General features: G+C 72.5%; 13 protein-coding genes and 1 pseudogene. 9 read left to right on the top strand and 5 right to left on the bottom strand.

Translation table 11 applies throughout. The features are described 5' to 3' along the window. The first annotated feature begins 1,014 nt into the window (after positions 1 to 1,014). Complete coding sequence (locus tag AC1DXK_RS26960; protein WP_457106760.1) at positions 1,015 to 1,497, top strand: DUF2721 domain-containing protein; 483 nt, start codon at positions 1,015 to 1,017, stop codon at positions 1,495 to 1,497. Between the two features lie 107 nt (positions 1,498 to 1,604). Next, a complete protein-coding gene (locus AC1DXK_RS26955) occupies positions 1,605 to 1,784 on the top strand; it encodes a hypothetical protein (protein WP_457106759.1) in 180 nt (59 codons plus the stop codon). 20 nt (positions 1,785 to 1,804) lie between these two features. Here AC1DXK_RS26955 and AC1DXK_RS26950 read toward each other — a convergent pair whose 3' ends face one another. The 4 genes from AC1DXK_RS26950 to AC1DXK_RS26935 all read right to left on the bottom strand — a co-directional run bounded on the left by AC1DXK_RS26950 (position 1,805) and on the right by AC1DXK_RS26935 (position 3,424). Next, positions 1,805 to 2,062, bottom strand: a complete 258-nt coding sequence (locus AC1DXK_RS26950) for a hypothetical protein (RefSeq protein ID WP_457106758.1) — start codon at positions 2,060 to 2,062, stop codon at positions 1,805 to 1,807. A gap of 391 nt (positions 2,063 to 2,453) precedes the next feature. Further along, a complete protein-coding gene (locus AC1DXK_RS26945) occupies positions 2,454 to 2,819 on the bottom strand; it encodes an energy transducer TonB (protein WP_457106757.1) in 366 nt (121 codons plus the stop codon). Between the two features lie 149 nt (positions 2,820 to 2,968). Continuing rightward, positions 2,969 to 3,211 (bottom strand): hypothetical protein, encoded by a 243-nt coding sequence (locus AC1DXK_RS26940; protein WP_457106756.1) that lies wholly within the window; start codon positions 3,209 to 3,211, stop codon positions 2,969 to 2,971. A 36-nt stretch (positions 3,212 to 3,247) separates the two neighbouring features. Then, a complete protein-coding gene (locus AC1DXK_RS26935) occupies positions 3,248 to 3,424 on the bottom strand; it encodes a hypothetical protein (RefSeq protein ID WP_457106755.1) in 177 nt (58 codons plus the stop codon). Between the two features lie 270 nt (positions 3,425 to 3,694). On the opposite strand from AC1DXK_RS26935, the gene AC1DXK_RS26930 reads away from it, so the two are divergent. The 6 genes from AC1DXK_RS26930 (at position 3,695) to AC1DXK_RS26905 (ending at position 12,545) form a co-directional block, all read left to right on the top strand. Then, positions 3,695 to 3,874, top strand: coding sequence for a hypothetical protein (locus AC1DXK_RS26930; RefSeq protein WP_457106754.1), 180 nt, complete (start codon positions 3,695 to 3,697; stop codon positions 3,872 to 3,874). A 250-nt stretch (positions 3,875 to 4,124) separates the two neighbouring features. Beyond that, positions 4,125 to 5,204: an AraC-like ligand-binding domain-containing protein gene (locus AC1DXK_RS26925; RefSeq protein WP_457106753.1), complete on the top strand. Its 1,080-nt coding sequence runs from the start codon at positions 4,125 to 4,127 to the stop codon at positions 5,202 to 5,204. A gap of 57 nt (positions 5,205 to 5,261) precedes the next feature. Next, positions 5,262 to 5,633, top strand: a complete 372-nt coding sequence (locus tag AC1DXK_RS26920) for a hypothetical protein (protein WP_457106752.1) — start codon at positions 5,262 to 5,264, stop codon at positions 5,631 to 5,633. A 134-nt stretch (positions 5,634 to 5,767) separates the two neighbouring features. Beyond that, on the top strand, positions 5,768 to 7,075 hold the full coding sequence (locus tag AC1DXK_RS26915) for an efflux RND transporter periplasmic adaptor subunit (RefSeq protein ID WP_457106751.1): 1,308 nt from the start codon (positions 5,768 to 5,770) through the stop codon (positions 7,073 to 7,075). Between the two features lie 10 nt (positions 7,076 to 7,085). Then, positions 7,086 to 10,331 carry an efflux RND transporter permease subunit gene (locus AC1DXK_RS26910; protein WP_457106750.1) on the top strand — a complete coding sequence of 1,082 codons (3,246 nt, stop codon included), beginning with the start codon at positions 7,086 to 7,088 and terminating at the stop codon, positions 10,329 to 10,331. A gap of 216 nt (positions 10,332 to 10,547) precedes the next feature. After that, positions 10,548 to 12,545 carry a HAMP domain-containing methyl-accepting chemotaxis protein gene (locus AC1DXK_RS26905; protein WP_457106749.1) on the top strand — a complete coding sequence of 666 codons (1,998 nt, stop codon included), beginning with the start codon at positions 10,548 to 10,550 and terminating at the stop codon, positions 12,543 to 12,545. Positions 12,546 to 12,579: 34 nt separating this feature from the next. Here AC1DXK_RS26905 and AC1DXK_RS26900 read toward each other — a convergent pair whose 3' ends face one another. After that, complete coding sequence (locus AC1DXK_RS26900; protein ID WP_457106748.1) at positions 12,580 to 12,723, bottom strand: hypothetical protein; 144 nt, start codon at positions 12,721 to 12,723, stop codon at positions 12,580 to 12,582. A 1,002-nt stretch (positions 12,724 to 13,725) separates the two neighbouring features. Between AC1DXK_RS26900 and AC1DXK_RS26895 the strand changes: the two are divergent. Then, positions 13,726 to 15,345 (top strand): annotated as a pseudogene (locus AC1DXK_RS26895) (hypothetical protein); the annotation flags it as partial.

Genomic DNA, 15,345 nt, shown 5'->3' with positions numbered 1-15,345 from the left:
GCTCGCGAGAAGAAGCTTCTTGATCATCTGGTCCTCTGTCTCCCGTTGTGCGGGATGTATGCGAGGCGGACAGAACGGCAGGATGCGGTCCCGCGATAGTGCAGCGCTGCAACAGCCCGGAATCGGGCTTTCGGGCCGGAACGGTCGGGTGCGTTGGAGCACATCACGGCATTGATCGGTCGATGCGCAGACGAAAATTTCTATCCGAGTGTTTCCGGAAACAAAATGCCCCGTCGCGCGAGTGCGGACGGGGCGTCAGTTCGTTCGTGAACGTTCCCAGGACCAACCAGGAAGCTTCGATTGTCACTAGATCCTACCGGCGGCCGGCCCGCAAGCCCGCCGGCGGCCCTGAAAGCGGTTAACATTAATTTACGGCCGCCCCCCGGGGGTGGGTCGCTTCGGCTGTTTTCTGCCGCATGCAGGGTTTCCGGTGCTTCGGGACGGCAGCGGACCAGTCGTCCGCGGGGCGACCGCAGTCGCCGCCCAGACCTGGTGACTGCCGGCGGCAGGTCTGGACGGTCGGACCAGTGTCCGATCCGATCCTCGTCTTAAACTCGCGACCGTGACTCTTGCCGTGGTCTCGCGGCGGGATCGATCGCGGGGAAAGGGCAGATCTCGCACCCGTCTCCGTCCCCGTCGCGGGCGAGCCGGGGCGACCTGATTCCTCAGGCCTGTGGAGAAGATGCCGCCCTGCGTCCGCGCCGGCATGGCGACCGCGCCTGTCCCGGCCCGCCTCCGGCCCTATGTGCCGGCCACGTCATCGTGGGGATTTCAGGAGACGCACATGGACCCCGTTGCCCTGCCGGAGAGGCCGGCCCCCGGGACGCAGGCGCACGGGGCCGACGCGTCCGCCCCCGACCGTGCGGTCCCGCGCCCCGCGGCGCGCCCGTACCGGCGGGCCGGGGATCTCCCGTGCTGACCGGACCGGGCTCGAGGCCTTCGCGCGCCCCCGCCTCCGTCCGGGACGGGGTCGGCCGCCGTCCGGACGCGACGGGGCCCCGGGCGTAGGTGCCGATGTTCGGATTCTCCATCAGCTCGACCGAGCCCGACAGCATCGCGCACATCATTCAGGTGGCGCTCGCGCCGGCGTTCCTGCTCTCGGCACTGGCAACGCTGCTGAACGTGTTCTCCACCCGCCTCGGCCGGATCTCCGACAAGGTCGACAGCCTCACGGCGGAGTCCGCCAGGGGGACGGCGGGCGAGGCGGCCCGCTTCGCCCGCCGCCTGACCTTCCTGCGGCGCCGCTCTTTCGTGCTGGACGTGGCCGTGGTCCTGGCCTCGCTGGGCGGCGGCCTGATCGGCCTGGCGGTGCTGACCCTGTTCGTCGGGGCACTGCGCGACGCGGCGACCGCCTCGATCCTGTTCGCCTGCTTCGGGGCGGCGCTGGTCTGCACCGTGGCGGCCATCGGGGCCTTCATGGCCGAGATCCTCATGGCCGGCCACGGCCTGCGCGACGAGGTCGACCGGCAGCAGGACAAGGAGCCCGCGCGGCGGTGAGGGCACGCCGCCGGCGGGGGCGATTCCGAGTGCGGTGGGCGGGAACCGGGCCTTAACCTTGTCGGTGCCTGATGCGGCCGCCGCACGCCGCGCCCAAGGGTCCCGTCATGAGCATCGCGATCCTGGTTGCCTGCGTTGCCGGCGCGCTCTGCCTCGGAATCCTGTCCGCGCTCCTGCCGCTCGGCCGGCGGGACGCCGACGAGCCGGATTCGGCGCTCCCGTTCGAGGATGACTTCTTCGACGTGGGCGGACCGGTGATCGATCTGGAGCCGCAGCACCTTACATGACCGCTCCCGTTCGGGGGGCTCTAAGGCGGATCGGCCGGCGCGCTGGGGGGCGGTGTGTTCTGCCGCGCGGACCAGACGACCCGGCCGGCCGGATCCCGCAGGGCCGCCGAGCCCGACCGGTTGGCGCGCAGCTGGGCGAATCGCGCCTTCGCGGCGGCGACCGCCGCCGCCTCGGTGAGGCCGGGAAGCGTCTCGTCGTGGATGATGATGCCGCCGGCGCTTTCCCGGTGGACGATGCATTGCAGCCGGTAGCACACCGGGGTCTCAGGCGGGGCCATGCTGATCTCCCGGCCTGTCGGGGTTCGGCGCGGCGCCGGGGCCTCGGAGCGGAACCCTGGGCGCTGGCTGTGTGCCGATCCGGATGGCGGGGATGCCGCGGTCCATTCACCCCTCCTCGGTTCGACGCTTCGACCGTGCTCCATACCAGATTCATCGGGTCCGCGGACGGTCTCGGTGCGGGTCGGCGATCGCGGCGGCCGGAGCCCGCGCCCGGGACGGCCACGCCGAGCCCCGGATCGGCGGCAGGCCGCGCGGAGGGGCCAGGCGGTGCGGGAGCTGTCGCGCCCTCGGGCTCAGAGGCGGCCACGTCGTCCCTGCGCCTGAGCCCGAGGCCTTTGTGGAGGCCTCACTTCTCCAGACAGCGCGGACGGTTGCGTTCGGATCGATGCCCTAGCGGCGCTGGCGCGTGTAGCGCTCGATTACGCGCTGCCGATGCGTCGGCACGTCCGGCAGGCGGGAGGGGGGTGCCCCGCCGCTTCTCCCGGCCGCCGGCCGGGGCGCGGGCAGCAATTCCAGCGGGTACCGGGGTGTCTCGACCACCACCGCCTCCAGCACGATCGGCCGACGACGGGGCGGAGCGGGCACGGTGGGGCGCATCGGCCGCGCCGCGAAGGTGCCGAGCGCCCAGAGGCCGAGGCAGAGCAGGCCGATCAGGATCCCGTCCCAGGACGGTTCGGTCCGGCACATCAGGATCCCGGTGCCGGTGAGGGAGGCTGCGGCCGCGAACAGGCGGGGTGTCGGATCGCCGGAACTCATGCCGCACTCTCGGTGCGCGGCCCTGAGGGCGCGTGAAGGGCATCACTCCAATTGTCGGCAATCGCCCGTGTCGGCAAACGCCCGGTTCCACCCGGTGCGTGCCGGACCGCGGCGGCCGGTCCGGGCGAAAGGGGCTCAGCCCCCAAGGCTCAACCCCCAAGGCGCGAGGGAGGCTGCCACGTGACGCCGGGATGCTCGCGGATGTCGCCGGCCCGGGATCCGGTATCGGCGCTGCTCGTCCACTCGCCGGGTTCGGCGACGTGGGCGATCTCGGCCTCTGGATAGGCCGCCGTCAGGAACAGGCGCGCCTCGCCTTCGGCTTCGGCCCGAACCGTCACGAGGGGACGCTCGCCTGCGGCGTCCCGCACCTGCGCGATGAACAGCTTGGTCATGGTCCTCCTCCGAGGCGTCGGCGGGCGCGGCGGGACTCAGGCCTCCACGCCCTCGATGTGGAGGCCGCCGGCCCGCAGGTGGGGCGGGATCCGGCTCCGATCGCGGAAACCGGCTGCGCGCGCCATCGCGTCCAGGGCCGCGTGGGAATCCCGCGCCGAACCGATCCAGAGGATCGTCCCCGTCGCGACCTGCGTGATCCGGAACACCTTCACGCCACGCTCCCGGGCTCGATGTCCGGACAAGCTGAGGGGCCGTCCGGGAGTTCCCCGCAGAACGGGAGCCGGCTCACCTCCCTTACGCCGGCCGGCCGAGTCTCGCCGCCGGCCGGCCGAGTCTCGCCGCCGGCCGGCTAAGTCCTGCCGTAGACCGGCCAAGCCCGCGGTGGATTGGCCGGCCGGGAACAGGCCGGGGCCGCGACGGTTCTCAGAGGAACGCCGGTATGGGCCGGCACATCGAGAACCCGATCGGGATTCAGGAGAGCCATGACCAGCCGAACCGTTCAATCCGCCCTGCTCGCCCTCGCCCTCGTCGCCGGCAGCGCCGGGCTGGCCGCCGCGCAGAGCACGCCCAACGGTAACACCTCGTCGCCCGGTGCCCCGGCCGGCGACAGCAGCACCGGCAACGGCGCCACCGGCAGCGGTGCGGCGCCGAGCGGGCGGTAACCGACGGTTAACCATAACGGCCGCAGATCCGGATCCTCACAACCGTGCTACTTCCCGTCCCGCGGCCCTTCGGTCCGCGGGACTTTCTGTATGGGGACTCCGTCCGACCCAGGGCGACGATCCGAGGCGCGAGTCCGCCGTGAGCCCCAGAGTCCGCTGATTGGAACGGCGTGCCTCTGTTCTAAGCAGCTAGAATCGCCATACTGGCGCAGGGCCGGCGCTGCGCGCGGCCCGAGACTGTTCACGGGCGATGCAACCGAAACCGATCCTGCAGCTCACGGGTGAGAGTCCGGGCCCGCGTCAGGCCGACGACTGGCGGGATGCGGTCGCGCCGTTCTGGGACTTCACGATCCGCAAAGAGGATCTGTCCGACTTCCGCGGACAGTCCCGGGTCCGGCACCTCGGTACCGCGATCGTCTGCAGAGCCCGCGCCTCGGGGCTCCGGTTCGTGCGCGAGCCCGCCCTGGTGGCCCGGATGGGCGTGGACCACATCGTCGCCCACATGCGTGTGTCCGGGCAATCCAGGATCGCGATCGGCGGTTGGGAGCAGGACTGCGCGCCGGGCGACATCTGCATCCTCGACCTCTCGCGCCCGCTCTCCGCGGCCTCGACGGATTACGAGGCCGTCACGGTGGTACTACCGCGCCCGCTGTTCGGCGGCCGGGAGAGCGCGCTCGACGCGCTGCACGGGGCGGTGATCCGGGGGGCGACCCCGTTCGGCCGGATGCTCAGCGACCATCTGCGCTCCCTCAGCGCGCACGCGACCGGGTTCTCGGATCCGGAGGCCGCTGCGGCGGCCGAGGCCACGGCGGCGCTGCTCGGCGCCGCGGCCCTGGGCCTGCCGCGGGACGAGGAGCGCGGCGGCCAGTTGCCCGAGCGGGCACCCCTCCTCCTCGCCATCCGGCGGTTCATCGAGGCCGAGCTGTCCGCCTCGGACCTGAGTGCCGAGACGATCGGGCGCCGTTTCGGCGTCTCGCGCAGTGCCCTGTACCGGCTGTTCGTCCCCCTCGGCGGCGTATCCGGCTACATCCGCCAACGCCGGCTCGCGCGCGCCTACCGCGACCTCGCCACGGGGGACGGGCGCTTCGCCCGCATCGCGGACGTGGCGTATCGCTGGCGGTTCGAAAGTCCCGCGCATTTCACCCAGGCCTTCCGCGCCGAGTTCGGCTGTGCCCCCCGGGACGTCCGCGCCCAGGCCGAGGCGGCCAAGTCTGCCGAGGTTGGGTCTGCCGAGGTCGGGTCCGCCGAGGCCGGGTCTGCGGCGGTGCCGCCGGCGCGGACCGAGACCTGGGCGGACTTCTACGACTGGGTTCTGAAGCTGGCGGCCTGAGCGGGCTCGGCCTGCGGAGCTTGTGCCCTCGGCCCCGGATGGCCCATAAGGGCCGCGATGACCTTCGGGGTTCGGCATAGGCGCCCGGCCGGGGTGCGCGGCTGGCGGGCGTTCGTGGCGGCCCTGCTGGCGCTCGTCCTAACGCTGACCGTCGCCGCGCCCGGCGTCGGCCTCGCGGCGGACCTCGCCTTCCATGGGGGCGGGCATCACAGCCGCAGCGAGGGACCGGTCCTCGACGCGGCGGCTGCGTCCACGGATGCCGATCCCGGCCTCGGCGAGCACCGCCATTGCGGCTGCCATCAGGCCGCCCGGCTGGAGGCGACCGATGTCGCGCCCCCGGCCGTCCCGGGCCGGCCCCTGCCAGGCGCCCTCGCCCAGGGCCGCCCCTCCGTCAGTCCCGACCGGCTGCCGCGGCCTCCCCGCGCGTGAGCCGACGCTGCCCGCGGGCGGCGTCCCGCCCGGATGCCGGACCGGCTCCGGGTTCGCCCTCACGCGACACCTGAACGGGACCCTCCGGGACCGCCGCGCGCGGCCGCCCGCCGTCCCGGCCGAGCAGCTTTCCCATGCGCATCCTCCTGTCCGCGGCCCTTCTGGCCGCCGGCATCGCCCTCGGCGCCGCCGTTCCCGCCCTGCCCGATCTCCTCCGGCAGACCCTCGCCAGCGTCGGCCTCACCCGACCTCCCGCGGCCGGGGAAGGCCGGGATCGGGTTCGGACCCGGCCTACGGCGTCGGACGATCACGCGCACGGCGAACACGCCCCCGGTGACGGCGAGGCCCACGCGGAGCCGACGATCCGGATGCGGCCCGACCGAGTGACGGGCCAGGACATCACCACCCGGCGCGTCGCAGGCGGCACGCTGGCGCGCCACCTCCTCGTGCCCGGCACCATCACCCCCGACACCGACCGGATCGCCCGCGTCCCGGCCCGGGTGGTCGGGACCGTGGCGGAGATGCGCAAGCGCCTGGGCGACACCGTGCAGAAGGACGAAGTCGTCGCCATCCTCGACAGCCGCGAGGTCGCCGACGCCAAGAGCGAGTACCTCACCGCCCAGGTCCAGGCCGAGCTGCAGACGATCAACTTCGAGCGCCAGCAGAAGCTGCTCGCCTCGCGCAGCGCCTCGGAGGCCGCCTTCGAGACCGCGCGCGCCGCCTACCTGGAAAACCGGCTCCGTGTCGACCTCGCCCGCCAGAAGCTCTCGGCGCTCGGTCTCGACGCCGCCGAGGTGGCCGCCGCCCAGAAGCGCGACGAGGCGACCCCCAACCAGTCGACCCTGCGCCGCTACCCCCTGCGCACGCCCCTCGCCGGCCGGATCGTCGAGCGCAAGGTCGATGTCGGCACGGCGGTCGGCAAGGAGGGCGATCCGGCGGACCTCTACACGGTGGCGGACCTCTCGACGGTCTGGATCGAGCTGTCGGTGCCGACCCTCGACCTCGCCCAGGTGCGGGAGGGCGCCCGCGTGACGGTCACGCCCGCCCGGTCGGGCGATGCCGAGAACCGCGCGGAGGGGCGGGTGATCTTCGTGAGCCCCTTCCTCAACGCCGACACGCGCTCGGCCCGGGTGATCGTCGCCCTGCCGAACCCCGACCTCGCGTGGCGGCCCGGCACCTTCGTCACCGCCGAAGTCGAGATCGCGCAGGACGTGGTCCCGGTCCGGATCCCCAAGGCGGCCGTCCAGACGATCGAGGGCCGGAGCGTCGTCTTCGTGCGCAATCCGGACGGGTTCGAGACGCGGCCGGTCACCCTCGGCCGGTCCGACGACGAATCCCACGAGGTCACCGCCGGGCTCGAGGCCGGCGCCGAGATCGCGGTCGGCAACACCTTCCTGCTGAAGGCCGAGCTCGGCAAGGCCGACGCCGACCACGACCACTGAGGATCGCGCCATGATCAGCCGCATCCTCGCCGTCTCGGTCCGCCAGCGCTGGCTGGTGCTGCTCCTCGTGCTGCTGGCGTCGGGCTTCGGCGCCGCCGCGCTCACGCGGCTCCCCATCGACGCGGTGCCCGACATCACCAACAACCAAGTGCAGATCAACACCTTGGCGCCGTCCCTGTCGCCGGCCGACGTCGAGCGCCAGGTCACCTACCCGGTGGAGACGGCCCTCGCCGGCATCAAGGGCCTCGAGTACACCCGCTCGCTGTCGCGCAACGGCTTCTCGCAGGTCACCGCGGTCTTCGCCGAGACCCTCGACATCTACTTCGCCCGCCAGCAGGTCGCCGAGCGCCTCGCCCAGGCGCGGGAGGACCTGCCCTCCGGGGTCGAGCCGCGGATGGGTCCGATCTCCACGGGCCTCGGCGAGATCACCATGTGGTCGGTCCGGTACGCGCCGCCGGCGGAGCGCACGGTCGTGCCGGCGGGACAGCCGGGCTGGCAGCCGGACGGCAGCTACCGCACCCCGGAGGGCCAGACCCTCGGATCGGAGCTGGAGCAGGTCGCCTACCTGCGCACGGTCCAGGACTGGATCATCCGGCCGCAGATCAAGTCCGTTCCCGGCGTCGCCGGCGTCGACGGGATCGGCGGCTTCGAGAAGCAGTACCACGTCCAGCCCGACCCGACGAAGCTCACCGCCCTCGACCTGTCCTTCGCGGACGTCGCCCGGGCGCTCCAGGCCAACAACGCCAACCAGGGCGCCCGCTACTTGGAGGATAACGGCGAGAGCTACGTGGTGCGCGCGGCCGGCCGCCTCGAGAGCCCCGAGGCGATCGCCGACGTGGTGGTGGCCAGCCGCGGCGGCGTGCCGGTGCGGATCCGCGACGTCGCGGCGGTGCGGATCGGGCGCGACCTGCGCACCGGCTCGGCCAGCGAGGACGGGCGGGAGACCGTCATCGGCACCGCCCTGATGCGGATCGGCGAGAACAGCCGCACGGTGGCGACGGCCGTCGGCGCGCGCCTGGACCAGATCCGGCGCGCCCTGCCCCCCGGCATCGTGGTCCAGACGGTCCTCGACCGGACGCAGCTGGTCGACGCCACGATCCGGACGGTGGCCAGGAACCTCGCCGAGGGCGCGGCCCTCGTGATCGTCGTCCTGGTCCTGCTGCTCGGCAACATCCGGGCGGCCCTCATCGCCGCGCTGGTCATCCCGATCGCCATGCTGATGACCGTGACCGGGATGGTCGAGGGCAGGATCTCGGCCAACCTCATGAGCCTCGGGGCGCTCGATTTCGGGCTCATCGTCGACGGGGCGGTGATCATCACCGAGAACGCGCTCCGCCACCTCGCCGAGCGCCAGCACGCCCTCGGGCGCGCCCTCGACCTGGAGGAGCGCCTGGAGACGGTGCGGGCCTCGGCCGAGGAGATGATCAAGCCGTCCCTCTACGGGCAGACGATCATCATCCTGGTCTACGTGCCGCTCCTGACCTTCACGGGAGTCGAGGGCAAGATGTTCCAGCCGATGGCGCTGACCGTCATCCTGGCTCTCGCCGCGGCCTTCGTGCTGTCGCTGACCTTCGTCCCGGCCCTGATCGCCATCGCCCTCACCGGCCGCGTCACCGAGGCCGACAACCCGCTGATGCGCGGCCTGAAGGCGCTCTACCGGCCGGTCCTCGCCGCGGCGATCCGGGCGCCCACCCCGTTCGTCGGGGCGGCGCTCCTCCTCGTCGCGGGGGCCGGCCTGCTCGCCGCCCGGCTCGGGACCGAGTTCATCCCGCAGCTCGACGAGAAGAGCATCGCCCTGAACGCCACCCGGATCCCGTCCACCTCCCTGACGCAGTCGCAGGCGATGCAGCTCAAGGTGGAGCGGGCGATCGCCGAGTTCCCGCAGGTCGCCTACGTGTTCTCGAAGACCGGCACCGCCGAGGTCGCCACCGACCCGATGCCGCCGAACTCCTCCGACACGTTCGTGATGCTCAAGCCGCAGGCGGACTGGCCCGACCCGGGCCTGTCGAAGGCCGCGCTGCAGGAGCGGATCGAGGCGTCCTTGAGCGAGCTCGCCGGCAACGTCTACGAGTTCTCCCAGCCGATCCAGCTGCGCTTCAACGAGCTGCTCGCAGGGACCCGGGGCGACCTCGCCGTCAAGGTGTTCGGCGACGCCTTCGAGCCGATGCTGGAGACCGCCAACAGGATCGCCGCGATCCTGCGGGGCATCGAGGGCGCCGACGACGTGAAGGTCGAGCAGATCGCCGGCCTGCCGGTCTTCGAAATCAAGATCGACCGGACCGAGGCGGCGAGGCTCGGCCTCAGCACCGGGGCGATCCAGGACGTGATCGGCGCCGCCATGGGCGGCCGGGACGCCGGGACCGTGTTCGAGGGCGACCGGCGCGTGCCGATCGTCGTGCGCCTGACCGATCAGGTCCGCGAGGACCGGGAGGCCCTGGAGAACCTGCCCGTCCCGCTCCCCCTGGGGGCGAACGGCCGGGCCGCCTCCGTGCTCCTGCGGCAGGTGGCGCAGTTCTCGGTCAGCGAGGGGCCGAACCAGATCAGCCGCGAGAACGGCCGGCGGCGGGTGGTGGTCACCGCCAATGTCCGCGGGCGCGACATCGGCTCTCTGGTGGCGGAGGCGCAGGCCAAGGTCGCCGCGCAGGTGACGCTGCCGGCCGGCTCCTTCCTGACCTGGGGCGGGCAGTTCGAGAACCTCGCCTCGGCTCAGGCGCGCCTCGCCGTGGTGGTGCCGGTCTGCTTCTTCCTGATCTTCCTGCTGCTGACCTCGGCGCTGGGCGGCGCGCGGGACGCGCTCCTGGTGTTTTCCGCCGTGCCGCTGGCGCTCACCGGCGGCATCGCCGCCCTGTGGCTGCGGGAGATGCCGCTGTCGGTGCCGGCGGCGGTCGGGTTCATCGCCCTCTCGGGGGTGGCGGTCCTGAACGGCCTCGTGATGCTGACCTTCATCAAGCAGCTCGTCGCCGAGGGCCAGCCGCTGCGGGCGGCGATCCGCGCGGGCGCCCTCACCCGGCTGCGGCCCGTGGCGATGACCGCTCTGGTCGCGTCCCTGGGCTTCGTGCCGATGGCGCTCGCCACCGGCACGGGCGCGGAGGTGCAGCGGCCGCTGGCCACCGTGGTGATCGGCGGCCTGATCAGCGCGACCCTGCTGACCCTGGTGGTGCTGCCGGCGCTCTACGCGCGGTTCGGGCGGGCCGGCGGCTCCGGTTCCCCGACCCGGGCCGGATCCGGGGCGCACCGGGAGGCGCCGCGGTGCTGATTCACATCAAGTATCGATCGACGGCGGATACGGATCGAATTCCTGCATCAAGGATGAGCCGGACCCGGTCGAATGCAAGATCGGTCTAAATATAGCAAATATATTTGAATCATTTTTCTACCGAAGAGGTGACCGCAAGCTTGACATCGCATGCATTTCTTCGGATTGAAACGATATCCGATATCGAATGATTTGCAGGCATTGGAATGTGAGGTCATGGGCGTAGGTATTCGATTGCGACTCTACGCGGGGTTTGGTCTTCTTGTTCTGATTTCTGGCTGTATTGGCGGGTACTCGCTCTACCAGCAAAAAATCATCAATGAGCAATACGCGCAGCGCGGCCGCCTGGAGCTGATCGCGCGGACGATCTTCACGGCGAACAGCCTCGCCCCGCGCCTCGCCGGACAAGCCGAGCAGTACCGCCTCGCTCCGACGCCCGAGCGGATCGCCGCCCTTGAGGAGACGCGCCGCAGAATCGAGGAGACGGGTGAGACGCTGATCGGATTGGCATCCGCGGAGTCGCGCCGCACGCTGTACGCCGAGATCCGCGACGCGGCGCAGGCCTTGAAACCGGAACTGGACCGCCTCAAAGCGGCGGGCGCCACCCTCACCCGAGCCCGGGAGCGCCTGTTCACCGGGGGAGACGCCCTCACCGGCGCAACCAACACCCTGGTGGCCGAGGTGCGCGCCCGCGCCAACGAGGCGATGCTCGGCCGTGCGCAGACCGTCGAGAGCGCCGTATTGCTGGTCCGCGTCGCCAACTGGCGGTTCCTGGCGACGTTCGACCCGGACGGGCCGGCCACCTTCGCCAAGAACGTGGAGAGGGCCGAAGCCGCCCTGAAGGCTTTCGCGGATGCCGATGGCAGCGCCACGTTCGCCTCCCGGGCCCGTGCCGTCACGGAGAGTCTGGTCGCCTATGGCAATGACTTCCGGGGGACCGTGAATGCCCTGGACGGTCTGAAGACGGCGTTCGAGACCGGCATCAAGCGCCATGCGACCGCGATCGATGGGCGCAGCGACGCCGCGCGCGACCTGATCAACCGCGCGGTCCAGGACAATGCCCGGGCCATGGAGGCCGCCGTGGCGAGCGCCCGCACCGTTCAGATCGTCCTCCTGGCGCTGGCGCTGGTGCTGGGCGGGGGGCTGGCCTTCCCGATCGCCCGCAGCATCATCGGACCGATCGCCCGCATGACCGAGGTGATGCGGTGCCTGGCCGCGGGCGACACCGCCGTCGTCGTGCCCGCGCAGGCGGCCGCGGACGAGATCGGCGCCATGGCYAAGGCGGTGGAGGTCTTCCGTCAGAACGCCCTCGCCCGCACCGAGCTGGAGGCGGCCCAGGCCGCCGAGCAGGAGGCCCGCCAGCGCAGAGCCGACCGGGTCGACCAACTCGTTCAGGCCTTCCAGAGGAGCATCGGCCAGTCCCTGGAGGTTGTCACCGCGGCGGCCACCGAACTCGATGCCACGGCCCGCGCCATGACCGATGTGGCCGACAAGACCAACGGGCAGGCCGCCGCCTCCAGTTCGGCCGCCGAGCAGACCTCGGCCAATGTCCAGACGGTGGCGGCCGCCGCCGAGGAGATGGTCGCGTCGCTGAAGGAGATCGAACGGCAAGTGGTCCGCTCCACCGAGATCTCCGGTCACGCAGCTCGTGAGGCCGAGGCGACCAATGCCGTCATGGCCAGCCTACGGGCCGCCGCCGATCAGATCGGGGCGGCGGTGACGACGATCTCGGGGATCGCCGCGCAGACCAATCTCCTGGCCCTCAACGCCACGATCGAGGCGGCCCGCGCCGGGGAGGCGGGCCGGGGCTTCGCCGTGGTGGCGATCGAGGTGAAGGAACTCGCGAGCCAGACCGCCCGGGCGACCGACGAGATCGGCGGCCAGATCGCCGCGATCCAGGCGGCCACGGGCCAGGCCGCGGAGGCGACGCAGCAGATCGCGCGCACGATCGTGGGCATCAACGAGATCAGCGGCGCGATCGCCGCGACGGTGGTCGAGCAGACGGCGGCCACGGGTGAGATCTCGCGCAATGCCGGCGAGGCGGCGCGGGGCACGCAGGAGGTGTCGACCAACGTGGCGTGGGTGCTGGCCGCCTCGGGCGAGACCGGCACGGCCGCCGCGCAGGTGCTGAACGCGGCGGCTGCCCTGGCGACCCAGTCGCTGAACGTGAAGCGGGAGGTGGACGGCTTCCTGCACGACATCCAGGTCGCCTGACGGCGGGTGCCGTCGGCGACGATCCCGCGGCCCGTCAGGCCGGCAGGATGTGCAGCATCCCGCCGAGCAGGCCGACGGCGCCGATCGCGATCAGTCCGGCGGCGATGTACAGCCGCATCCGGCTCGCGTCGGAATCCGCCGAGGGGTAGAGGTCGTCGGGCAGGTCAAGCCAGTCCATCGGGTGAACGCAACCGGTCGCAGGGTTGGGAGGGGTGGCCCTAGGCCAGCCCGATGACGGCGGGATGACGGGTGCGCCCGAGCGGCGTGCCGCCCCGGTCCCTGCACCGCTCCCCCGAGCCCCGTTCGACCCCACGGCGAGCCGGCACGGAGCACGCCGCGCCGGGCATTCCGGGGACGACGCGGACGGATGGAGCCCGATCGGGGCCGGCGGGTGGAGCCGTCCGACAAGACTTGCTGCGATGCGATATTCCCATCTTGAAGATGGCGCGATCGCGCGATCACCCCGGCGATGTATTGATTTATCCGTGCTCCTACGGCGATGTGAGGAATTGCAATCCGTCGCCGGTTCTGGTTGAATATTGATCAGCGTTGCATTCCATTCTGCCGAGTGAAGTCGCTTGCGGACCGTCGGGCTCCGCGGGGAGGTCGAGCATGTACGCTTCGACGAAGAACAACGAGAGACGGGACTGGGAGCTAATCATCGTTTTCGGTGGATGGATCGTCTTCGAGATGGCGATCCTGATGCTGTGCTTGGTCTCGATGTAGGATATCCCGGGCGATCCACCTGATCTGGACTGTTCGCCGCTGCGCGGCCGGGTCCGACGATTGCGCCGGGCCGCCGATTCTTGGTGACGCTGAGGGCGACGCGCGAGCGAGGGCATGCTCCGCTGGCCGCAGGTGACACGGACGGAGCCGGCTCGGCGGCCGCGATGGCGCTCCCTTCCCCGGGGCTGGCCTCTCTGGCGCCGCCCTGCGATCGGATCCCGGCTGCCGTGAAGCGGTTGCCCTGTCCGGCGCCCTGGGGCAGGCTGCCCCGGCATCGGGCGCCGCGATTCGCGGGCCGTCCCGTCCCGGTCGTTTCGCGAGGAGCCCGGATGCGCGGATCCGTCGATCGCCGCACAGGCGTACCCCAACCCGCCCCCCCGGCTTGCCCGGTCCGACCCGTCCCGGCCGCGCAGGCCGGTCCGACGGTGCGCGGCCCGCAGGCCGACGGGGTGGCATGAGGGTCGTCCGCTCCGCGCGCCTTCACCTGCGGGACGCCACCTCCGACAAGGTCTACGACGTCGATCTGATCGAGAACGAGGCCCTCGGGACGCCCGAGCGCTACTTCGTGAACACGCGCTACGGCCGGCGCGGCGCGACCCTGCGCGAGGGCGCCAAGACGCCCCAGCCCGTGACCGCCGAGGCGGCCGCCCGGGTGTTCGACAGCGTGGTCGTGTCGAAGATCAACGGCGGCTACTGGCGGGTCGACGGCCCGGAGCCGGCCGCCGCCGAGGCGACGGCCGACGGACGCGCGGCGGTGCTGCGGGCGCGGCTCTCCGCCTGCCTGCACCAGAACTGGCCCGAGCGCGACCGCGACCGCCTGCTCTGGCGCATCGGCGAGCTGCGGCTGGCCGCGGCCACCCCGGACCTGATCGCCCTGGCGCGGGCTCTCGGTCCCGCGCGGGCGAGCTATGCCCTGGTCTGGGTGCTCGCCCGGGCGGCGGGCGCGGAGGCCGGTCCTGTCCTGGCGGCGATCGCCGCCGACGCATCGGGCAGCGTGGTCCGCGACCTCGCCCGCTTCGCCCTGGCCGCCCCGCTGACCGGGGCCTACAGCCCGCCGGAGGCCGAGCCGGACCTGCCCGGCATGGTCGCCCGGCCGGCCGAGGCCGGCGACGTCGACGGGCTGTGCGGGGCGCTGGACGGCCTCGCCCGGCACGATCCGGGCCGGGTCGGCCCTGCCCTGGTGGCGCTCGGCCGGCTCGCGCAGGCCTCGCCCGGCCTGCACGCGACGCTCTGCGCCGCCCTCCCCCGTCTGCCGGTGCGGCCGCCCTACCTGATCGGCCTGCGGCGCCTGTTCAAGCACGCCGAGATGGCCGACGATGCCGCCCTGTTCGGCGCCGCCGCCCAGCGCTTCGAGACCGCGCAGGCGATGTACCGGGCCGGCCGGAGCCACGCCTACGTCCCCGACCTCCGGCGCTACGTCGCGGTGGACGCGGCGCGCCACGGCCCGGAGGCGCGAGTCGGCCTGTCCACGGCCACCCGCGCCTACATGAAGCGGCGGATCTGGCGCGCCCTGCGCAAGCGCGGCGCCGTCGGGGATCCGGCCTTCGCCGCGCTGGCGGCGGGCTTCCTGCTGGCCCTCGGGCCGGAGGATCTCGATCCCCCGACCCGCTGGACCGCCTGGGGGCGGAAGCCGGACGGGACCTGGGGCCGGCAGGCGCGGGCACGGGGACCGCTCGGCCGCAACTGGACGGCGAGCCAGCTCCTGTACCGCCACGCCCCGGAGGCCCGGCCGCGGACGGGCTCGCTGACTTTCCTGGAGACCGGCGCCATCGGTCCCGACCGGCGCGACGAGGCCTTCCCCGACCTCTGGAGCGCCCGCCCGGACCTGGCGCTCCGCCTCGCCGCGGAGGGGAGGGTCGAGCCGGTGGCGCGGCTGGGCCTGCGGGTGCTGCGCGCGGATCCGCGGGCCTGCGCGGCCCTGGACGCCGCCGCGATCGGGCGCCTCCTGGCGGCGGCGCACGACGCCGTGCGGACCTTCGCCTTCCAGACCGCCCAGGCGCGCCTCGCCGCCGGGATCGCCGACCCCGCCGACCTCGCGGGCCTGGTGGCGGCGCTGCTGGCCGCGGCCCTGCCG

Source organism: Methylobacterium sp. P3_A11, from assembly GCF_056403155.1.
This window is presented reverse-complemented; position numbering and strand designations above follow the sequence as displayed.